19 protein-coding genes are annotated in these 21279 nt (G+C 58.8%); 11 read left to right on the top strand and 8 right to left on the bottom strand.

Annotation, left to right across the window (positions count from 1 at the left end; all coding sequences use genetic code 11):
• Window positions 1-41: 41 nt before the first annotated feature.
• Entirely contained in the window at window positions 42-230 is a 189-nt protein-coding gene (locus tag B9Z52_RS09690) for a hypothetical protein (protein WP_146182821.1), read from the bottom strand.
• A gap of 190 nt (window positions 231-420) precedes the next feature.
• On the opposite strand from B9Z52_RS09690, the gene B9Z52_RS09685 reads away from it, so the two are divergent.
• From B9Z52_RS09685 to B9Z52_RS09670, 4 genes are all read left to right on the top strand, one after another.
• Window positions 421-2943, top strand: a complete 2523-nt coding sequence (locus B9Z52_RS09685; protein ID WP_108413651.1) for a hypothetical protein — start codon at window positions 421-423, stop codon at window positions 2941-2943.
• 281 nt (window positions 2944-3224) lie between these two features.
• Entirely contained in the window at window positions 3225-4625 is a 1401-nt protein-coding gene (locus B9Z52_RS09680; protein WP_108413650.1) for an 8-oxoguanine deaminase, read from the top strand.
• Window positions 4626-4694: 69 nt separating this feature from the next.
• Window positions 4695-5033: a CidA/LrgA family protein gene (locus B9Z52_RS09675; protein WP_108413649.1), complete on the top strand. Its 339-nt coding sequence runs from the start codon at window positions 4695-4697 to the stop codon at window positions 5031-5033.
• A gap of 5 nt (window positions 5034-5038) precedes the next feature.
• Window positions 5039-5767 carry an LrgB family protein gene (locus tag B9Z52_RS09670; protein ID WP_108413648.1) on the top strand — a complete coding sequence of 243 codons (729 nt, stop codon included), beginning with the start codon at window positions 5039-5041 and terminating at the stop codon, window positions 5765-5767.
• Here B9Z52_RS09670 and B9Z52_RS09665 read toward each other — a convergent pair.
• A complete protein-coding gene (locus B9Z52_RS09665; RefSeq protein WP_108413647.1) occupies window positions 5764-6762 on the bottom strand; it encodes a tripartite tricarboxylate transporter substrate binding protein in 999 nt (332 codons plus the stop codon). The two genes, B9Z52_RS09670 and B9Z52_RS09665, sit on opposite strands and share 4 nt — an antisense overlap.
• Window positions 6763-6773: 11 nt before the next feature.
• Entirely contained in the window at window positions 6774-7820 is a 1047-nt protein-coding gene (locus B9Z52_RS09660; RefSeq protein WP_108413646.1) for an LLM class flavin-dependent oxidoreductase, read from the bottom strand.
• Window positions 7821-7993: 173 nt separating this feature from the next.
• Here B9Z52_RS09660 and B9Z52_RS09655 point away from each other — a divergent pair, with 173 nt between their 5' ends.
• From B9Z52_RS09655 to B9Z52_RS09630, 6 genes are all read left to right on the top strand, one after another.
• Entirely contained in the window at window positions 7994-9043 is a 1050-nt protein-coding gene (locus tag B9Z52_RS09655; RefSeq protein ID WP_108413838.1) for an Ldh family oxidoreductase, read from the top strand.
• A 26-nt stretch (window positions 9044-9069) separates the two neighbouring features.
• Window positions 9070-9705 (top strand): bifunctional 4-hydroxy-2-oxoglutarate aldolase/2-dehydro-3-deoxy-phosphogluconate aldolase, encoded by a 636-nt coding sequence (gene eda, locus B9Z52_RS09650; RefSeq protein WP_146182820.1) that lies wholly within the window; start codon window positions 9070-9072, stop codon window positions 9703-9705.
• A gap of 4 nt (window positions 9706-9709) precedes the next feature.
• Complete coding sequence (locus B9Z52_RS09645; protein WP_108413644.1) at window positions 9710-10609, top strand: PfkB family carbohydrate kinase; 900 nt, start codon at window positions 9710-9712, stop codon at window positions 10607-10609.
• Between the two features lie 160 nt (window positions 10610-10769).
• Complete coding sequence (locus B9Z52_RS09640) at window positions 10770-11747, top strand: tripartite tricarboxylate transporter substrate binding protein (protein WP_108413643.1); 978 nt, start codon at window positions 10770-10772, stop codon at window positions 11745-11747.
• A gap of 7 nt (window positions 11748-11754) precedes the next feature.
• The gene (locus B9Z52_RS09635; protein ID WP_108413642.1) at window positions 11755-12228 is read left to right on the top strand and encodes a tripartite tricarboxylate transporter TctB family protein; all 474 of its coding nucleotides are present in this window, start codon (window positions 11755-11757) and stop codon (window positions 12226-12228) included.
• Window positions 12229-12240: 12 nt separating this feature from the next.
• Complete coding sequence (locus tag B9Z52_RS09630; protein WP_108413641.1) at window positions 12241-13746, top strand: tripartite tricarboxylate transporter permease; 1506 nt, start codon at window positions 12241-12243, stop codon at window positions 13744-13746.
• Between the two features lie 44 nt (window positions 13747-13790).
• Here the strand turns inward: B9Z52_RS09630 and B9Z52_RS09625 are convergent, their stop codons facing one another.
• Together B9Z52_RS09625 and xdhC are read right to left on the bottom strand one after the other, a co-directional pair.
• Complete coding sequence (locus B9Z52_RS09625) at window positions 13791-15002, bottom strand: urate hydroxylase PuuD (protein ID WP_108413640.1); 1212 nt, start codon at window positions 15000-15002, stop codon at window positions 13791-13793.
• A gap of 176 nt (window positions 15003-15178) precedes the next feature.
• Complete coding sequence (xdhC, locus tag B9Z52_RS09620) at window positions 15179-15967, bottom strand: xanthine dehydrogenase accessory protein XdhC (protein WP_233251923.1); 789 nt, start codon at window positions 15965-15967, stop codon at window positions 15179-15181.
• A 104-nt stretch (window positions 15968-16071) separates the two neighbouring features.
• On the opposite strand from xdhC, the gene B9Z52_RS09615 reads away from it, so the two are divergent.
• The gene (locus B9Z52_RS09615; RefSeq protein WP_233251912.1) at window positions 16072-16599 is read left to right on the top strand and encodes a hypothetical protein; all 528 of its coding nucleotides are present in this window, start codon (window positions 16072-16074) and stop codon (window positions 16597-16599) included.
• Between the two features lie 3 nt (window positions 16600-16602).
• On the opposite strand, the gene B9Z52_RS09610 is transcribed toward B9Z52_RS09615, so the two are convergent.
• From B9Z52_RS09610 to xdhA, 3 genes are all read right to left on the bottom strand, one after another.
• Window positions 16603-17259: an HAD family phosphatase gene (locus tag B9Z52_RS09610; RefSeq protein WP_108413639.1), complete on the bottom strand. Its 657-nt coding sequence runs from the start codon at window positions 17257-17259 to the stop codon at window positions 16603-16605.
• Window positions 17260-17337: 78 nt separating this feature from the next.
• Window positions 17338-19698 (bottom strand): xanthine dehydrogenase molybdopterin binding subunit, encoded by a 2361-nt coding sequence (gene xdhB / locus B9Z52_RS09605; RefSeq protein ID WP_108413638.1) that lies wholly within the window; start codon window positions 19696-19698, stop codon window positions 17338-17340.
• Window positions 19699-21174, bottom strand: a complete 1476-nt coding sequence (xdhA, locus tag B9Z52_RS09600) for a xanthine dehydrogenase small subunit (RefSeq protein WP_108413637.1) — start codon at window positions 21172-21174, stop codon at window positions 19699-19701.
• Window positions 21175-21279: the final 105 nt, after the last annotated feature.

Below are 21279 nucleotides of genomic sequence, written 5' to 3'. Positions count from 1 at the left end.
AGGGGGCCTGGATCACAACCGTCGATATGAGATTGTTCCTGTCAGAGCGCAGCCATCACAACCCGCTCGCTCACCTGAATTTGATCTCCGTGCAGATGGCTTGCGTGCACATTGGCTTGCTTGACTGGGCGTAAGACAAATATTTTGAGGCTATGAAGCTTGCTGACTGCTGGATAAGTAAAGCCACGGTGCTGCAAGCCATTCCGATCTAAAAAGGTGTTGGCGTTCAAGGAATGTACGGCGGTGCTGATGTTGTCGACTGATGCGAACGCGGATTTGTAATGAAGCCAAAGAAAACTTGCTCTCAAACCAGATTATTCAAATTAAATTATATAATTTTTGGTAAAAAACCAAATATAAAGTTTACAAAAAATTTCATATCCATTCCAATACCTCAAAAGAATTCAAGGAGGAAAACGAATGGTCAACAAAGAAATCGCAGACGGTCTTTACACCAAACTTCAATCTGCCATCACCAGCAAACTGCGAAGCCTCACCCACACGGATGCGATCAGGAAATGGGAGCAAGAACTGCGGCGCTATGTCATAGGACGCCTCTGCCAAGAAGCCTCGTCACATCCGGAAATGACAAAAGCCCTGAATAACATCCCTGCGGTCGATCTGGATGGCGGCGTCAAGCTGGCCATCTTGCTGAATCAACTGACCAGTTTGACAGGCCTGTTGCAGAAGAAATCCAAATTCCCCCTGCCGCTGATGCAGGCCATCATGATCAAACCCATGAATGTGCAAGCAGCACTGGACCATCTGCAGCGTTGTGATTTTGAAAAACTGGCTTCCAAGCAAAAGTATTGCGCCAACATCCTCAAAGCTGAATTGATGGGAGCCGCCGGCCGCATGCAGGAGGCTTATACCTTGCTCAAGCCTTTGCTGGATCAAAAAGGCCAAACCTTGGAACTGCGTTTGAGTTGCAGCATGCGATTTGCAAAACTGGCACGCAGCCGCAACACCATTGAAGCGCAGACAACGCTCCATGCTGTCGTGCGTCAAATTGAACAGATCAAACCCAGTCAAGAAAAATGGCAACGCGAGTTTGCCGAAAGCGCCCATGAACTGGCCAGTCTTTCCTACTTGTGTGGACATCACCAACGATGTGTTCAATGGGCTCAACGTGCTTTGCAAATTTGGAACCGCCTGCTACTGAAAGAACCCGAACTGATTGATTTGCTTTTGCTTCAAGCCGGCTCACTGCGCACCTTGTCACTGGCCCAAGAAGAATTGGGGGAAACCCAACTGAGCCAGGCAAGCATGGCACAAGCGACCGATATCATCCAAACCCTGCTGACCGCGCACCCCGACAACAGCAGCTTGGCGTCAGAGTTACCCAAGAGCCACGATGTCAAAGGTGATATCCATCTGGCCAATCTGGATCTCGACAAGGCACTGCAAGCGTACTCTGCCAGCGCAGCCCTTGGCGCACATTTGAGTTTTCGTGACCCCATCAATGTGCGATGGAAGCTAGAGGAATTGGCATCTGCAATGCGCATTGCTAAAGTATTGAAAAAAATGGGCCGTTTGCAAGATGCCCTGAAAATGCTGCCACGCTACCTCACACAACTTGAGGCCTTGATTGCTCTTGACCCCGAAAATCTGGAATACCGAACAACGGCGGCCCAATTGCACATTCAAGCTGGCGACATGCATTGGCAAAGAGAGGACCACCATCAAGCCGAAGTTGAATTCCGCTTTGCATTGACTGCGCTTAACTATGCCATTGAGCACGATTCACACCACCCCCGATGGGTGCTGATGTATTTGATGCTGATGCAACGATTGTCTGAGCTTGAAATGAGCAAAGGGGGGTACGAGAAAGCTTTTGAACTTTTGAGCAAGGCCCAACTCGTCATCTCTCAAGCCATGAATCAAAACGTGCATGCTCGTAAATTGAGTCAATTTTTTGTGGCCATCAACACGCGTCTTTCTGATTGCGCTTTTGACAGCGGCAAAGTATCCATCGGGATGGAGATACAAAAAAAGACCTTGCAGCAAGCAACCCAATACCAAAGAGAGCGCCCAGAATCAATGGCTTGGCTCACGCTGTTGTGCAGGATACAAACCCACGCAGCCAGTCACTACCTCAAGCTGGGGATGATGCAAGAAAGCCGCGAACTGTGGGAAAAAGCCATCGCATCACTGAGCCAGCAATGCGCGTTGCATCCAGAGAACATGGAGGTTTCAGACTATCTGGTTCGCGCTCAACTGGTCAAAATTGAGTGGCTCTGCCAAACCGGCGACCTGACTCAGGCACATCAACTGTCGCTCATCTTGATGACACAAATCAGGGTCTCGCAAAAGGACCTGTCCGACGATCAGCCTCGTCAGGCAATGCTGTGCGAGTGTCTTGAGCATTTTGTATTTTGTTGCCACCACCTGAAGAAAAGCGAACAGGAGTTGGCCGCATTGAACGAACTGGAGCGCATACGCAAAGCTCAGCTTCAAATATGCCCAGATTCGGTGCCCTTGCAATCTCGCTACTTCGATTTGTTGTTGTCCATGGGCCGAAATGCATTCAATACCGGCATGATCCATCGAGGCATCGCCTGCATGAATCAGGCTTTGAAAGGCTATAACGATTTGCATGAAAAACACCATGAACAGCATCAATACTTGCTGGCCATTGGGGATATCTTGGTTTCTTTGGGTCAGGCTTATCAAAAACTGAACAACGCTTCGGCATCACAACTGACGCTGGACAAAGCCTTGCAAGTGGCCAATTGGCTGGGCAAGGCAGGGCATGACAGTTATGTCATGCAACTGGCTGCTGCCAAAATTTTCTTTGCAGTGTCGCAGTCAAATGCCTACGAGGTTCAAAAAATGGACTTGCTCACCATGGCCGAAAATCAGTTGCGATCGGTACAAGTTCACTTGCAAAACCCTGCTGTGAATGCTTTGATGCAAATAATCACGGCTCAACAACAAGGCTGAACACAACGGGATCGACGAAAAATTGACGCATCCTGTTGCTGCAAACTCGAAAGCCGGACGACCGGCAAATGGCGCAGGATTGAATCCGCGCTTGCTTTGAACGCGCTTGGAAAGGTACCTCGCTGTGTTTGCTCTTGCGGATTTATTCCATGAGTTTTCCGTAAAATCCCCCTACTGCACAGCCCGGGACGCGCGGCAACGTGGTGCTCGCCCTCCCACTGAACGCCAGGGGTCAGGGGATTCGGCCGCGACTTGTTTCACACCTTGCAAAGGACAAGTCCATGACCACACTGCTCATCCACCGTGCCCGCTGCATCGCCACACAAGACGATGCCAACACCGAACTCAAAGACGCCTCGCTTTTGATCCGCGATGGCCGCATTGAACGCATCATCCCTGCGAGTGAGAACGTCGACGAGCTGGTCAAGCAGGTGGATGAAGTGATCGACGCCCGCCGCCATGTGGTGGTGCCGGGCTTGATCAACACGCACCACCACATGTACCAATCGCTCACGCGGGCGATCCCATCGGTGCAAAACGCCGAGCTGTTCAGTTGGCTCAAAGGCCTGTACCCCATTTGGGTGGGCCTCACGCCGGAGATGGTGCGCGTGTCCGGCCAGGTGGCCATGGCCGAGCTGCTGCTGAGTGGCTGCACCACCAGCAGTGACCACCTCTACATCTACCCCAACGGCGTGCGCTTGGACGACTGCATCGAAGCTGCGCACACCATGGGCATGCGCTTCACGGCCACACGCGGCAGCATGAGCGTGGGCGAGAGCCAAGGCGGCCTGCCGCCCGACAGCGTGGTTGAAAAAGAACCCGCCATTTTGAAAGAAACCCAGCGGCTGATCGAACGCTGGCACGACGCCAGCTACGGATCGATGACGCATGTGGCCGTGGCACCCTGCTCACCCTTCAGCGTCAGCCAGGACCTGATGCGCGAATCGGCCAAGCTGGCCCGCGCCCACGGCGTGCGCCTGCACACCCACTTGGCCGAAAACGACCACGACATCGCCTACACCCGGGAAAAATTCAACTGCACCCCCGCGCAATACGCCGAGGACCTGGGCTGGGTGGGCGACGATGTGTGGCACGCGCATGGTGTGAAGCTCGACGACGAAGGCACCTACCTCTTTGCCAAAACCCGCACCGGCATTGCGCACTGCCCCTGCAGCAATATGCGCCTGTCCAGCGGCATCTTGCCCTTGCGCAAAATGCTGGACGCGGGCGTACCCATTGGCCTGGGGGTGGACGGCAGCGCCAGCAACGATGCGGCGCACCTGCTGAATGAAGCCCGCCAGGCCATGCTGCTGGCGCGTGTGGGCCGTGCCTTAGAACCATTCGGCTGCGACCACGGCCCCGCCGAGATGACACCCCGCGACGCCCTGCGCCTGGCCACACGCGGCGGCGCTGAGGTGCTGGGCCGCGCCCACGAGCTGGGGCAAATCAAGGAAGGCTTTTGCGCCGACATCGCGATGTTCCGCACCGACACGCTCAGCATGGCGGGCGGCGCGGTGCACGACCCGGTGGGCGCGCTGCTGCTGTGCGCCAGCGACAACGCGGACTACACCATCGTCAATGGCCGCGTGGTGGTGCGCCATGGTGAGATCACCACCGTGGACATGGGGCCACTGATTGAGCGGCACAACCAGTTGGCGATGCAGTTGGCTTTAGGGGTGTAGTCAATCATCGCGTTTTGATCACAACTGTTTCAACTCGCCCATGCCGCGCCGCTTGTCTACACTGAGGCCATGATCCAAGGCCTCGTCCAACTCTTCATCTTCCAAGCGCTCGGCGAACTGCTGTCCAAGTTCGTCCTGCCCTTCATTGCCGGCCCCGTACTGGGTCTGGTCTTGTTACTGGCCTTTCTGGGCCTGCGCGGCCATGTGCCTGCATCCATGGACCTGGTCGGCAGCGGCATCTTGCAACACCTGGGGCTCTTGTTCGTCCCTGCATCGGTGGGCGTGGTGCTGTATTTGCCGGTGTTGCAAGCCAACGCCTGGGCCATCAGCGCGGCGCTGGTGATCAGCGTGGTGGCCACGGTGGCTGTGACGGCGCTCGTACTCAAAGCCTTGTCCAAGAAGGTCTGAACGCCATGAGCCAAGCACTGCCGCCCATCTCGGACATCTGGGTCTACCTTTCGGGCAGCCCGCTGCTGGCCTTGGTGCTGACGCTCAGCGCTTATCTGCTGGGCTTGACGCTGTATAAACGCAGCCAGCGCAACCCACTGGCCAACCCGGTGCTGATCGCGGTGGTGCTGGTGTGCGTGGGCATCAGCGTGCTCGACATGCCTTATGCCAAGTATTTCGAAGGTGCGCAGTTTGTGCACTTTTTATTGGGCACCGCCACGGTGTCGCTGGCCATTCCGATCTACAAAGGGTTGGCCTCGCTCAAGGGACGCATGGGGGTTTTGCTGCTGTCGCTGATGGCCGGCGGCGTCACATCTGTGTTCACTGCTGTGGGTGTGGCGCGTTGGTTGGGGGTGGACGGATCGTTGGTGCGCGGTCTGGTGGCCAAATCGGTCACCGCGCCGATTGCCATGGGCATTGCCGAGCGTGTGCAAGCTTCGCCCACCCTGACCGCCATCTTTGCGGTCAGCACCGGCATCATGGGGGCGGTGCTGGGCCGCTATGTGCTCGACGCCTTGCGCGTCACGGCCTGGTGGCAGCGCGGCTTCGCTTTGGGTGTGGCGGCGCACGGCATTGGCACCTCACGCGCTTTCAGCGTCAATGCCGAGGCCGGAGCCTATGCCAGCTTGGGCATGGGGCTGCACGGCATTGTGGGGGCGGTGCTGATCCCTCATGCCGTGGGCTGGTGGTTTTAATGGTCTGACTTGATCCCGACTTCGTGAATCAGCGTTTTCCAGCGCATCAAATCTTCGCGCAAGAAACGGCCAAACGCATCGGGGCCCAAACCTGTGGGCTCCAGTCCTTGTCCTCGCAAGGACTCCACCACTTCTGGCAGCGCCAATATTTGTGCGGTGTCCGCTGCGATTTTGTCCACCACAGCACGCGGTGTGCCTGCGGGCGCCAACATGCCAAACCAGCCACTGGTGTCCAGTTTGGCCACCCCCGCTTCACCGAATGTGGGCACATCGGGCATGACTTTGGACCGCACCGCACCCACCAGGGCCAGTGCACGCACGCGACCGCTTTTGAGGTGGGGCATGGCCGTGCCAATGGAGTTGAACGAACTGACCACCTGCCCACCCATCAAGTCCACAATCGATGCGGATTCCCCTTTGTAAGGGATGTGCGTCAAATCAATGCCCGCCCCGCGCTTGAGCGCTTCACCATAAATGTGAAATGAGGAGGCGTTGCCAAATGACGCATAGTTCAGCGGAGCACCACTGGCCTTGGCGACCTTGGCTGCTTCAATGAAGTCGCCCAAGGTTTTATAAGGGGCGTCGCTGCGCACCAGCAGGACCACCTCTGAGCGGATGAATTGAACAATGGGCGTGAAATCTCGCTCAGGGTCCCAGGGCACCTTGGGCAGCAAGGCAGGCGCTTGCACCAGCGATGTGAAGGTCGAGAGCAAGGTGTACCCATCGGCCGGTGCGCGTGCGACGAAGTCGGTGCCGATCACGGTGGTGGCACCGGGCTTGTATTCCACCACCACGGGCTGGCCCCAGCGAACGGAAAGCTTCTCGGCCACCATGCGCGTGACGCGATCCGGGCTGCCTGCAGGCAAGCTGGGCATGATGATCTTGACGGGCTTTGTGGGCCATGCCAGCGGCGTTTGTGCCCACACATTGGCAACAGCCCCCACAAGAACCACGGCAGCCAGCGATCGGATCAGCAAGGTGCGTTTTTGATTCATGTCTTCGTGCCTCAGCAAGTTTGTAGAGCCGTGGTGCGCTCGAGGATCCAGGGCATCACGTCGGATGCAAACAAAGAGACCGACCTTTTGGAATGCTCAAAGGGCAAGTCCCCGAATGCAAAACGCGTGAGGACAAAATTGATGCCCGAGACCTCGATTTGATGCAGCAACTGTTCGCGCACGGTCTCCGGCGTGCCGGCCAATGCGCGGCCTGCACCGGCCAATTCGTCCCAAGTGGATGGGAAATACGCACCGGGCTTGGTGCCGTGTTTGTCCCACAGGTACATGAAGCTCTTGTACCAACGTGCGTAAGCCTCGCGCGCAAGATCGTTGGCTTCTTTGTCCGTTGCCGCAATCACCATGTGGCGCGTGGTCCCCATCAAAGGCAACGAGTCTGCTCTGTGGCCTGCAGCGGCCCACTCTTCACGGTAACGGTCCGTGATGACCCGAATGCGGTCCAAGGGGGCGTTGCCCACCACGTTGCAACGGTTGGCCACGCACCAACTGACGCCATTGGGATCGCCAATGCCGTACCACAAGGGAGGGTGTGGTGTTTGCAAAGGTGCCATGGTCATGGGCACATCTTTGTATTGGTAAAACTTGCCTTGGTAACTCAGTTCAGGCGTGGCTGAGCGACCCGCCTTCAAAGCCTGCATCAGCACGTCATACGACTCGAGGTACCGTTCATGAGCCTCGTCCGGGTTGACACCGTAATAACCCAGCTCGTAAGGCGAAATGCCTCGCCCCACGCCCAATTGAAAACGGCCACCGCTCAAATGGTCGAGCATGCAGATTTCTTCGGCCAATCTCAAGGGATGGTAGAGGGCCAGGGTGTAAACCAGTGGCCCAAACAACAAGCGTTTGGTTCTTTGAGCCACAGCAGAATGGAACACTGACGGTGAAGGGGACATGCCCAAAGGCGTCGCATGGTGTTCTGCAGTGAGGTAGACGTGGATGCCAATCCTGTCGTATTGCTCAATCAGTTGAAGTCGCTCTTCGTAGAAATCTCTCAACAGCGCACCGCTGTTGTCAAGGTGATCGAAAACGCCGAATTTCATATTGAAATCTCAGTCATGAGTCTGGGCAACATAGCAGGGGGAACTCTCAAACACCAGTATCCGGCATTCACGGCCCGTGACGTTTCGTGTAAACCCTAGCCATGCCTTGGCATCCGCTGATTCGAGTCCGCGGCGTGACAGCACATACAAGGCTTCTTTTTATGATGAAGCCCATGAACTACGCCGTCCCTGACCTACTGGCTTTTGCCGACCAACTGTTGCAAACCGCAGGCTTGCCGCCGGACAAGGCGCAGGCTGTGGCCGATGTGTTGCTGGAGGGCGACTTGCTGGGGCACACCACGCACGGCTTGGCCTTGCTGGCGCCTTATCTGGCCGAGCTGGAAGCGGGCAAGATGCGCAAGGATGGTCAGCCCTTGGTGGTGTCGGACCACCCAGCTGCTGTGACCTGGGATGGACAGCGCTTGCCCGGCCCCTGGCTGGTGCTGCAAGCCATCGACTTGGCCACCCACCGCGCACGCACACTAGGCACCTGCACCGTGGTCATTCGGCGCAGCCACCACATTGCTTGCCTGGCCGCTTACCACCAGCGCGTGACGGATCAGGGCTTCATGATGCTGCTGCATTGCTCGGACCCGAACGCCGCAAGCATCGCGCCTTTTGGCGGGCTGGACCCGGTGTTCACGCCCAACCCCATGTCGGTGGGCATTCCCACCTCGGGCTTGCCGGTGCTGATCGACGTGTCCACCTCGTCCACCACCAACGGCATGACCAACCGCCTGCACAAAGAGGGCGGCCTGTTGCCCGCCGAATGGGTGATGGACGGCCACGGCCAGCCCAGCCGCGACCCGGCCGTGCTGTTCAATGAACCCAAGGGCACAATCTTGCCGCTGGGCGGCATGGACTCCGGCCACAAAGGCTATGGCCTGAGCTGGATGGTCGAGGCTTTGACGGGCGGCCTGGCCGGCCATGGCCGCGCAGACGCACCCGAAGGCTGGGGCGCCACGGTGTTTTTGCAGATCATCGATCCGCGTGCGTTTGCGGGGGCCAGCGCCTTCAACATGCAAATGGACGAGGTCTCACGCCAATGCCATGCTTCGCGGCCCGCCCAAGCCGACCGCTGGGTGCGCACACCCGGTGAACGCGGCCTCAAACTCAAGGCAGACAGCGCCAGCCAAGGCGTTGCGCTTTACCCGAACATCATGCCCATGCTGGCGCCTTGGGCGCAGAAGTTTCAGATCAGTATGCCGTGCGCTGTGCGCTGACGCGGCGGTCCGACCCGGAGAGCTCCATGAACCCACGAACCATGCGCGAGATGTTGGCACGCACCCCGGTCATGCCGATCTTGACGCTGCACGACGCCCGTTGGGCCGGTGATCTGGCACTGGCTTTGGTGCGCGGTGGCATCTCGGTTTTTGAGGTGGTGATGCGCACCCCCCAAAGCGTGGCGGCGCTGCGCGCCATGCTCGAAGCCACACCCGAGGCCGACATTGGCATGGGCACCTTGATGACCTCTGCGGATGTGCAAACCGCACGCCAAGCGGGCGCCAAATTCGGTGTGTCGCCTGGACTCACCGCCGAGTTGGCCGGGGCGATTGCCGCCACACAATTTCCTTTTTTGCCCGGCGTGGCCACCGCCAGCGAAGTCATGCAAGCCCGGGGCTGGGGCCTGAAGGAACTCAAATACTTTCCAGCCCAAGGCGCTGCGGGCGCCCACTGGATCAAGGACATGAGCGGCGTGTTTCCAGACGTGCTGTTTTGCCCCACCGGTGGCATCCGCCCGGCCGATATCCCGACCTACTTGAAGCTGCCCAATTGCAGCACCGTGGGCGGCTCCTGGGTCGTTCCACAAGACATGCTGGGCGACCGGGACTGGGCGGGCATCACGGCGCTGGCACAACAAGCCAGCGCTTTCGCGCGGCACTGAGACCATGCGCCCACGCCCGCGCATGGTGGCTTTGGGTGCGATTTGCACCACGGCGATTTTTCAGGTCGATCGCATCGAAGCGGCACCGGCCAAAGTGATGGCCAGCCAGCGTTGCACCGTGGTCGATGGCATGGCCGTTTCAGCCGCTTGCGCCTTCCAAAAACTGGGAGGGCAGGCACAGGTCTGGGCCAGGGTCGGCGAAGATGCCGAAGCCCAGGCCATGCGGCAAGCCTTGGCCCAAGAAGGTGTAAACGACCGGGGACTGCACACCGTGGCAGGTGCGCGCTCATCGCATGCGGCGGTGATTGTGGACGCGAAAGGGCAACGTCTGGTGGTCCCGTTTCACGACCCGCAAGTTGATGCATCCCCCGACTGGTTGCCTTTGCATGAACTGGCGCAAGCCGATATTTTGCATTGCGATGTGCGCTGGCCTGAAGGGGCGCTTGCGGCCTTGCACGCCGCTCGGCAACGCGGCGTGCGCACCATGGTCGATGGCGATGTGGCACCTCAAGAGGTGCTGCAAAGTCTGATGCCACTGGCCGACTACGCGGTGTTTTCAGACGCAGGCCTGCGGGCCTATACCGGCCTGCACGATGTGCATGAAGCCTTGCTGCAAGTGGCGCAAAGGCACAGCCTGCATGTGGGCGCGAGCTGCGGCGAAGACGGCTACTACTGGGTTCAGGATGGCGGCATTGCACATGCACCCGCTTTGGCGATCCAGGCCGTGGACACCTTGGCCGCCGGAGACGTTTTCCATGGCGCACTGGCCCTGGCCATTTTGGAAGGCCAAACCATGGCGCAAGCCGCGCGTTTTGCCTGTGTGGCGGCATCGCTCAAGTGCACCCAGTTTGGCGGCCGCCTGGGTTGCCCCACTCGGGACGAGGTCTTGCGCGCCCTGCAATGAACCCAATGCATGCATTTGTCAAGCCCTGCATCGGGTAATCCTGATGGCCAGATGTCACCTGAATAACCCATTTTCAGGACGGCCAAGCATTGAATGTACCTGCGTGTCGGCGCGATGCGACGCTGCGTTTTATTCCATTTGAACCCCGAAGGAGACAAGCATGATGATTCGCCGTAACTTGATCAAGTCCATGGCCTGCGCTGCAGCCGCCCTGTCGCTGTGCGGTGCTGCGCTGGCACAAAGCTTTCCCACTCGCCCCATCACCATGATCGTCCCGTGGGGCGCAGGCGGGGGCACCGATGCCACTGCCCGCATCGTGGCCGCCTTGCTGGAAAAGGAAATGGGGCAACCGGTGAACGTGGTCAACCGCACCGGCGGCAACGGTGTGGTGGGCCACTCGGCCATCGCCACCGCGGCGGCCGATGGCTACACGATCGGCATGATCACCGTGGAGATTTCGATGATGCATTGGGCCGGTTTGACCCAACTGTCGCCCACCGACTACACGCCCATTGCCTTGATGAACATCGATCCTGCTGGCGTCACAGTGCGTGCCGATGCCCCTTATAAAAACGTGGGCGATCTGGTCGCCGCGATCAAGGCGAACCCTGGCAAGTTCAAGGCGTCTGGCACAGGCCAAGGCGGCATCTGGCACTTGGCATTGGCAGGCATGCTGAACGATTTGAAGGTACCTGTCAGCGCAGCACCTTGGGTGCCCTCCAACGGCGCAGCACCGGCCATGAACGACCTGGCCGCCGGTGGCATTGAATTCGTGACTTGCTCCTTGCCGGAGTCGCGTGCCTTGATCGACGCAGGCAAAGCCCGCCCCCTGGCACTGATGTCCAGCCAACCCTCCGGGCTGTACCCGAATGTACCCACCCTGAAAGCAGCCACCGGCAGCAACTGGGCCATTGGCGCATGGCGCGGCATTGCAGCGCCCAAAGGCATCCCGGCGGACATTCAGGCCAAGCTCGGCACAGCGCTCAAGAAAATCTATGACAGCCAGGAGTTCCAGGGCTTCATGCAACAACGCGGCTTTGGCACCATTTACGCCGACAGCAAGGGCTTTGAACAATTCATGGCCAAAGGCGATGCCGACATGGGCACCGTCATGAAATCGCTGGGCTTGGCCAAATAAGCAAACCATGAAATTCAACGACACCCTCGTGGGTGCTGCGCTTTTGGCGCTGGCACTCGCCATTTTGAACACGGTGCGGCACTACCCCGTCATCCCAGGACAGAACATCGGACCCGGGGCTTTCCCGGGTTTGTTGGCCACCCTTTTGGCGGTGTGTGCGGTGCTCTTGATCATCAAGGGCCTGAAAGCCAAACAGCATGAGCCCTGGGTTGAAATGGGCCAGTGGCTCAAGTCCAGCTTTCATGCGCGCAACTTCGTGATCACGGTGGCCTGCTTGCTGTTCTACATTTATTTGTCGGACCGCTTGGGCTTCATTTTTTGCGCCATCGCGATTTTGTCGGTGATGTTCAAGGCGCTGGGTGTGCGCGGCAAATTGATTTTGCCGATCGCCATCGTGACCAGCTTCGTCATCCACACCATTTTCTACAAAGGCCTGCGCGTGCCTTTGCCTTGGGGGCTCTTGACCCCCCTTCAATGGTAAAGAGGACAAACCATGACCACTGCTGTGTTGCTCCAGGCCTTTTGGCTGGTGTTTGACCCCTATGTTCTGCTGGTGATTGCTTGCTCGGCCATGTTCGGCCTGTTTGTGGGTTGCATCCCAGGACTGAGCGCCACCATGGCGACGGCCCTGTTGGTGCCGATCACCTTTTTCATGCCCCCCGTGCCCGCCATCGCGGCCATCGTCACGGCCACGGCCATGGCGATTTTCTCGGGCGACATTCCCGGGGCCTTGCTGCGCATTCCGGGCACGCCTGCGTCTGCCGCCTACACCGACGAGGCCTACCAAATGACCTTGAAAGGTCAAGCCGAGGTCGCCCTGGGCGCTGGCTTGGTCTTCTCGGCCATTGGCGGCTTGTTTGGCACTTTGGTGATGGTGCTGTTCTCCCCCGCCCTGGCTGAGATCGCCTTGAAGTTTTCATCCTTCGAGTATTTCTGGCTGGTCATCCTGGGCTTGGCGGGCGCGGTGTTCATTGGCAATGCCAGCGTGTTGAAAGCCTGCATCACCTTGTTGCTGGGTTTGCTGATCGCTTGCATCGGACTGGAAAACCCAGCGGGTCTGCCGCGCTTCACGTTTGGCATGAACGAGCTCATGAGTGGCGTCGAGTTGATCCCCATGATGGTGGGCATGTTTGCGGTTTCTGAGTTGCTGCGCTACATCACCAACACCGACCCCAGCCCCATCATTGCCACCGAAAAGATTGGCAACATCTTCTCAGGCATGTGGGACTTGCTCAAAAAATACCGATGGCCTTTGGTGCGCGGCAGCGCCTTGGGCACTGTCATCGGCATCCAACCGGGATCGGGTGCCGACATGGCCTCGTGGCTGAGCTACGCGATGAGCAAGAAGTTTTCCAAGGAGCCCGAAAAGTTCGGCACGGGCCATGTGGAGGGGATTGTGGAATCGGGCGCGGCCAACAACTCTTCGTTGGCCGGTGCTTGGATCCCGGCGATCGTCTTTGGCATTCCGGGTGACTCGATCACCGCCATCGCGATTGGTGTGCTGTACCTGAAAAACATGAACCCCGGACCCATGATTTTCGTGAACAACCCGGAGAACATTTACGCCATCTTTTTGGTCTTCATCCTGGCCAACATCATCATGGTCCCGCTGGGCTGGTTGACGGTGCGGCTGGCCACCAAAATTTTGCGGGTGCCGCGCAACATCCTGATGCCGATCATCTTGATCTTTTGCATCGTCGGCTCGTTCTCCATCAACAACTCGGTGTGGGGCGTGACCTTGATCTTGTTCTTTGGGCTGGTGTCTTTCTTGCTCGAAGAAAACGGGTTCCCCGTGGCCCCTGCCATTTTGGGCGTGGTGCTGGGGACCATGATGGAGGAAAACTTTGTCACCTCCATGATCAAGTCAGACGGTGACCCACTGGTGTTTTTCACCCGCCCCATTGCCATGTGGCTGGCGGTTGGCACCTTCGTCATCTTGCTCTGGCCCGTGGCCACATGGGCCTGGGACAAACTGCGCAGCCCCAAAATCGCAGCTTGAACAGCGAACAAAACCACACCCGTGGTTTTGTTCTCTGCAGCCCTTCAATCCACCTTGGCACCCGACTGGAACCACTGCCCAATCAGGGCGCGTTCCTCGTCGGTGATGCCTGTGGCGTTGTTCATGGGCATTTGTTTGGTCACCACCACTTGGTGGTAGACGTTTTGCGCGTGTTGCTTGACCAGCTCAGGGCTGTCCAAGCGCACGTTTTTCATTTGCACCTGTTCACCGTGGCACATGTAGCAACGCTGCTCGATCACGGTTTTGACCTGGGCAAAGACCACAGGCGCTGCGGGCGCGGCTGAGGCCACAGGCGCTGCAGGCTTCAAGGCCACGATCACACCGGCGATGAGCACCACGCCCACTGCGGCAAACGGCCAGGGATTGGCTGCACGACCCAAGTGATAACCATGACGCTGCACGAAGAACTGGCGAATCAAGGCGCCGGCAAACATCATCACGAACAGGAGCACCCAACGGTGTTCGTGCGTGTACAAAAAGCTGTAGTGGTTGCTCAGCATCGCAAAGATGACGGGCAGCGTGAAGTAAGTGTTGTGCACACTGCGCTGCTTGCCGCGCTTGCCGTGGATGGCCAGGGCATTGGCGTCATAAGCTTCGCCGCTGGTCATGGCGGCCACCACTTTGCGCTGACCGGGGATGATCCAGAAGAACACGTTGGCGCTCATGCTGGTGGCAATCATGGCGCCCACCAGCAAGAAGGCGGCGCGGCCTGCAAACAACTGGTTGGCCAACCACGAAGCAAACGCGATGACCACGATCATCATGCCCGCCACGATCAGCTCGCCGTTTTTGCGAAAGCCGAACACGCGGCACACCACGTCATAGACGATCCAGAAGGCGGCCAAAAAACCCACGGCGGTGGCACCGGCCACGGCTGGCGACCAGTCCATCAGCGATTTGTCGATCAGGAATGTGCCCGCGTTGTAGAGGTACAGCACCGTGAACAGCGCAAAACCGCTGAGCCAGGTGGAATAACTTTCCCAATAGAACCAATGCAGTTTGGTGTGGATGATTTTGGGGGCCACCATGTATTTTTGGGGGTTGTAAAAACCGCCACCGTGCACCGCCCACATCGCGCCGCCGACGCCTTTTTCGAGCAGGTCGGGTGAGTTGGGTTTGAGCAGGTTGTTGTCCAGAAAGACAAAGTAAAACGAGGAGCCAATCCAGGCGATGGCGGTGATGACATGCACCCATCGCAGCAACAAATTGGCCCATTCCAGCAGATACGTTTCCATGAAGGATCTCCAACCAGCTCACCACCGCGGGCCCTGTGAGCGGTCATTCGGTCGCGAACATGAAACACGGGGTTTCTTGCGCCGCTGCGACCAGTGCACCGAAGTGTATACAGTTTTGACCTGTGAATCCAGCGCATTGAACACCGATATCCTCAGGGAAAACCAGTGCGCCTGGCTTAAAACGTTTGCAAGAGTTGTGCCGCCACTGCCACGGCGATGACCTCGGGCTCTTTGCGCGTGATGCCTGGCACCCCAATGGGGCAGGTGATGCGGCCGATTTCTTCTGCGCTAAAACCCCGCTCTTCCAAGCGATGGCGGAAGGTGGCCCATTTGGTAGCGCTGCCAATCAGCCCCACAAAGGGCAAATCGTTCTGGGCGCGCAACCGTTTGAGGCACGCGATGACCACATCCAGATCCTCGGCATGGCTGAAGCTCATGATCAGCACACGAGTGCCCGGCAGCAGATCGGCCACGGCAGCCTGTACCGGGTTGGAATGTTCACATTCAACGCCCGCAGGCACATCGGCCGGAAAGATTTCGTCTCGGCTGTCCACCCAGCGCACAGCAAAAGGCAAAGGGGCCAAGGTTTTGACCAAGGCTTTGCCCACATGGCCGCCACCAAACAGTGCCAGCGGGGTGCGCGTGGGCGTCAGTTCAGCATGCAGCCAAGCCATATCCGAGCCCGTCACAGGCTGGAAATGCAACTCCACCGCACCACCGCAGCACTGGCCCAAGCTCGGACCCAGCACATGGCGCAGCTGTGTTTCATCAGTCTGGCCCGCCAAGAGCAAGCGGGCATGGGCGATGGCTTGGTATTCCAGATGCCCGCCGCCAATGGTGCCCTGCTCGCCTTGGGCGAACACCACCATGCGCGTGCCTGCGCCGCGTGGCACAGAACCCTGGGTGGCCAGCACGGTCACGACCACACCCGCCTCTCGGGCGAGTTGTTGCAAAGCCAAATCCATCCAATTCACAATCACATCCATTTCAGACCAAGGCCTTATCCAGCCTTGAGGCTCGGTGCACAATGATGCCTCAGCCAAGTATGCCAACGAGACAGGGACTCACTGTGAAGCACACATTTCGCCAATTCAAAGCCACGATTGTCGCCGCCCTGACCAGTTTGGGCGTACTCGGCCTGAGTTTGCTCAGCGGGTGCACCACAGACGTCAGCAAAGTCAAAAGCGCTTACTCCAGTCAGGAATGGCCCCCATTGCCGGAAATCACAGCAAACACAGCACCCAAAGTATCCGAATCATCACTGGCACATTCAGCCAAGGAATACCGCAAAGATGCCGCCTCGCACTTGTATGGCATCAACAAGGAACGCATCTTCAAGGGCCGCATGCCGCCCATGCTTGAAGCCGTAGGCGTGCTGGATGTGGACATTGACCGCCAAGGCCAGGTCAAAGCGCTGAACTGGAAACGCCCGCCGAAACACGCGCCGCAAGTCATGGCCGAAATCGAACGCATGGTCAAAGCTGCTGCGCCCTACCCCGCCCCCAAGAACCTGAGCCAGGTCACCTACACCGATGTGTGGCTGTGGCACAAGAGCGGCAAGTTCCAGCTCGACACGCTGACCGAAGGTCAAGACTAGAACTCAGCCCAGCCAGACCCGCAACTGGTGCAAGTCATCGATGAACTGAATGCGCTCAGCCCACTGTGCAGGCAAACCTTGGCGTGGGTGCAGGCTGAACACCTGCATGCCTGCTGCCAAACCGGCCTGAATGCCGGGCAAGCTGTCTTCGACCACACCGCACGCTGAGGGCTCGACGCCCAAGACCGCAGCGGCGTGCAAGAACAAACCGGGCTCGGGTTTGAAGCTGCCCACGTCTGGGGCACAAAACAGACGGTCACCAAAATAATCGCGCAGCCCCGTGACCCCCAGCGTGATCTCGGCCTTTTCACGCGGGCCGTTGGTGCCGATGGCAAAAGGCCTGTTCGTGGCTTGCAGGCTTTTCAACAACGCCGTGGCGCCGGGGATTTCTTTCAGGCCTGCGCGAAAGCGTGTGGCCATGTTCAAGCGCAGTTGCTTGAGAAATACCACCTCGTCGAGGGGCTGGTGCTGCACCCCCACATGCTGCGCGATGGTGCTGACGCAACGGGCCATGGGCACCCCGCCAAAGAGCGCATGCATTTCTTCGCGGCCCCAAGGTGCGCCCAAGTCGGCGGCCATCTGGTGCAGCACATCCAGACCTGGCGCTTCGCTGTCCACCAGCGTGCCGTCGAGGTCAAAAATCAGCGCAGCAATCGGCATGGAGATGGAACAAGTCGGCAAAGAAAAAGGCCGCCTGATGGACCACCAGGCGGCGCTTGAAGGTGCGCAAAGTTCAGCTCACAGACCCGCTTGGGCCTTGACGCTTTCGCAGGCCATCAAGATGCGCTCCGGCGTGGCGGGTGCGTCCATGTGCACCACAGCTTTGTGGTCGGCGCTGGCGGCCACCGCGTCGCGCAAGGCAAAGAAGGCCGACAGGCCCAACATCAAAGGTGGCTCGCCCGTGGCCTTGCTGTTGAAAGGCGTGGGCTTCAAGTTGGCGTTGTCGAACAACGACACCTTGAAGTGTTCTGGGATGTCGCCCGCCACTGGGATTTTGTAGGTGCTGGGGCCGTGCGTGAGCAGCTTGCCCTTTTTGTCCCAAATGCACTCTTCCATGGTGAGCCAGCCCATACCTTGCACATAAGCGCCTTCGATTTGGCCTTTGTCCAATGCGGGGTTGATGCTGCGGCCCACGTCGTGCACGATGTCCACGGCTAGGAGCCTCCACTCGCCCGTGCGCGTGTCGATCTCCACTTCGCTCACGGCAGCGCCGTAGCAGTAGTAATAGAAAGCGCGGCCATTCAGAGTCGCGAAGTCGTATTTGATTTCGGGCGTCATGTAAAAGCCAGTCACCGACAAGCCCACACGTTCCATGTACGCTTGCTTGGTCAGATCTGCCCACTTGACGGATTTGCTGCCACCGTGCACTTCGTTGTTCGCGAAAGTCACATCACCCTCAGCGCAAGCCAACATGCGGGCCGCCACGGGCTTCAAGCGCTCACGCATTTGCATCGTGGCGTTCATGATGGCCGCGCCGTTGATGTCAGCACCGCTCGACGCGGAAGTGGCCGAAGCGTTGGGCACTTTTTGTGAATCGGTGGCGGTGATGCGGACATGGTCCACGCTGATGCCCAAACCATCGGCACAGACCTGCGCCATCTTGGTGTTGAGGCCTTGGCCCATTTCTGTGCCGCCGTGGTTGCAGCTGACCGAGCCGTCCATGTAGACCACGAGCAGCGCGCCGCCCTGGTTCAAGTGTGTAGCGGTGAAGCTGATACCGAACTTCAAAGGCACAAGCGACAAACCGCGCTTGCGGGTTTTGCTCTTGGCGTTGAAGGCTTGCACCTGAGCGCGACGCTCGGCGTATTTGGATTCCTGCTCCACCTGATCGATCACCTTGTCGCCCACCCAGTCTTCGATGAGCTGGTTGTATTGGGTGGTCATGGTGTCGGGCGTGCCGCTGATGGCGGGGTCTTTGTACAGGTTGAGCTTGCGCACTTGCAGTGGGTCTTTGCCCAAAGTCATCGCAATCTCGTCCATCACTGTTTCGATGCCAAACATGCCTTGTGGGCCGCCGAAGCCACGGAAAGCGGTGGCGCTTTGCGTGTTGGTTTTGCAGCGGTGGCTCACCAGCTTGAGTGCGGGCAGGTGGTAGGTGTTGTCGATGTGCAGGCAAGCGCGGTCGTTCACAGGACCCGAATAGTCGGTGCTGTAGCCGCAGCGTGACATGAGCGTGATGTCCGCACCCAAGACGCGGCCAGTGTCGTCAAAGCCCACTTCGTAGTCGATGCGGAAATCGTGACGCTTGCCAGTGATGGTCATGTCGTCATCGCGGTTCACGCGCAGCTTGACGGGCTTTTGCAGTTTGAACGCGGCCAGTGCAGCGCTCTGGCTGAAGATGCTGGCGTTGCCTTCTTTGCCGCCAAAACCGCCACCCATGCGGCGGCAAATCACTTCGACGTCGTTGGTATGCAGGTTCAAGGCGTGCGCGGCTTCGCGCTGGTTGCCGTCGGGGTGCTGGGTCGACACGTACAGCGTGAGCTGGCCGTCTTCTTTGGGCACCGCGTAAGTGATCTGGCCTTCCAGATAGAACTGCTCTTGCTGGCCGGTGCGAGTCGTGCCTTTGATCTTGTGCGGGGCGCTGGCAATGGCTGCCGCTGCGTCACCGCGCGTGATGCCTTTGGGCGGCATGATGAAGCTGCTCGCTTCCATCGCCTCTTCCACCGTCAAGATGGGCTTGAGCTCTTTCACCAGCACCTTGGCTTTGTGGGCGGCTTCGCGGGCGTAGAGCATCTCGCGCGCCACGACCACGGCCACGGCTTGGCCGATGAACTCAACCTTGCCTGCAGCCAAGAACGGATCGTCGTGGATGATGGGGCCGCAGTTGTTTTCGCCGGGAATGTCTTTGGCGGTGTAGACCGCGACGACGCCGTGTTCTTTCAAAATAGCGTCACGGTCGATGCCGTCGCCAATCAACTCACCATGCGCCACGGGCGACAAGATGAGCGCGGCATACAAAGTGCCTGCGTGCTCAGGGATGTCGTCGATGTAAGTGGCAGAGCCGGTCACGTGCAAGTGGGCAGACTCGTGAACGATGTCGGTGCCTTGCTGAACGCCTGACACAGGCAGCAGGTTTTTGAGTGCGGTAGGAGCGTTCATTCAAGCCACCTCTTTCGTTTGTTCTTCAATGAATTCGAGCACCAGGTTGCGGGCGACCAGGGCGCGGTAGGCCCAAGTGGCACGCAGACCGTCGCGGGCAGTGAAGCTGGCAGTGATGGCGGCGTCCAGGTCGGCCGATTTCACGTCGGTGGGCACACGGCCTTCCAGCACGGCTTCGAGCTTGGGGGCGCGGCAAGGCGATGGGGCCAGGCCGTTGTAGGCCAGTTTCACACCGCTCAACTTACCGTCTTTCAGCATGTAGCTGATGGCAGCGCAAGTGGCCGAAATGTCTTGTTCAAAACGCTTGCTCACCTTGTGGGCGCGGAACACCTGGCCGGCCACGGGCTTAGGCAGTTCGATGGCTTCGATGAACTCACCTGGCTCCATCACGTTTTTCTTCATGCCGGTGTAGAAGTTGTCCAGCAGCACCTTGCGGGTTTTGTCGCCACGGCGCAGCACCAGGCTGGCACCCAAGGCCATCAGGCAAGGCATGGTGTCACCAATCGGCGAGCCGTTGGCGATGTTGCCCGCCAGCGTGGCCGTCGAGCGGATGGGGGGCGAGCCAAAGCGGCGCAGCACTTCGGTGAAGTCAGGATAAGCCTGGGCCACCAGCGCTTCGACTTGCGTCAGCGACACCGCAGCGCCGATGCGCCAGACCTTGTCGGTCTCTTTGACCTGACGCAGCTCGGCCACGTTGCCCAGATACATGATGTGGTCGGGTCGGCTGAACTGCTTGTTCACCTGCAAACCGATTTCGGTGCTGCCAGCCAGCAAGGTGGTGGTGGGGTTCTTGACCAAATAGTCGGCCACTTCGGCCACGGTAGCGGGCGACACGAACTCGTTGCCCTTCTTGGTGCGCACCACGGGCTGCACGATGATGTCGCCGTCCAGGCTCAGCGTAGGCACGCTGGAACGCTTGATTTCTTTGAGCAAAGGCACATCGGCGCTGTCGTCGATCTTGAGCGCTTCGGGTTTGGCGCAGGCCTTGGTGGCCGATTCGATGATTGGCTTGTAGCCGGTGCAGCGGCAGAGGTTGCCGCTGAGCGAATCGGTGATCTGCTGGCGGTTGGGCATGGGCAAGACCTGCACCAGGTTCACCAAGCTCATCACGATGCCGGGCGTGCAGAAACCGCACTGCGAACCGTGGCACTTGACCATTTCTTCCTGAACCGGGTGCAGCGTGCCGTCGGCTTTTTTCAGGCTCTCGACGGTCTTGACCGATTTGCCGTCCAGCGAAGGCAGCAACTGAATGCAGGCATTGGTGGCCACATAGTCCACGCCCGTGCCTGCGGCGTTGAGCTCGCCCACCATCACCACACAAGCGCCGCAATCGCCTTCGGCGCAGCCCTCTTTGGTGCCGGTGCGGTGGAGTTGCTCGCGCAAGTAATCCAGAACAGTGGTGGTGCGGCGCTCGCCCTGGGCTTCGACGATCTGGCCGTCGAGCACAAAGCGCACGGTGTTGGTGACTTGGGTCATGGTGCGGGGAGGTGGTAAATAAACGGTAAGACTCGGATTCTAAAGAAGCATCAGCAGCATGGCAGGCTTTTTCGACGGATTAATTGGTATCTGACCCCAATTGAT

This window comes from Limnohabitans sp. Jir72, from assembly GCF_003063575.1.
GTDB lineage: Bacteria > Pseudomonadota > Gammaproteobacteria > Burkholderiales > Burkholderiaceae_C > Limnohabitans_A.
The sequence above is the reverse complement of the archived record's forward strand: the minus strand, read 5'-3'. Positions and strand labels throughout refer to the sequence as shown.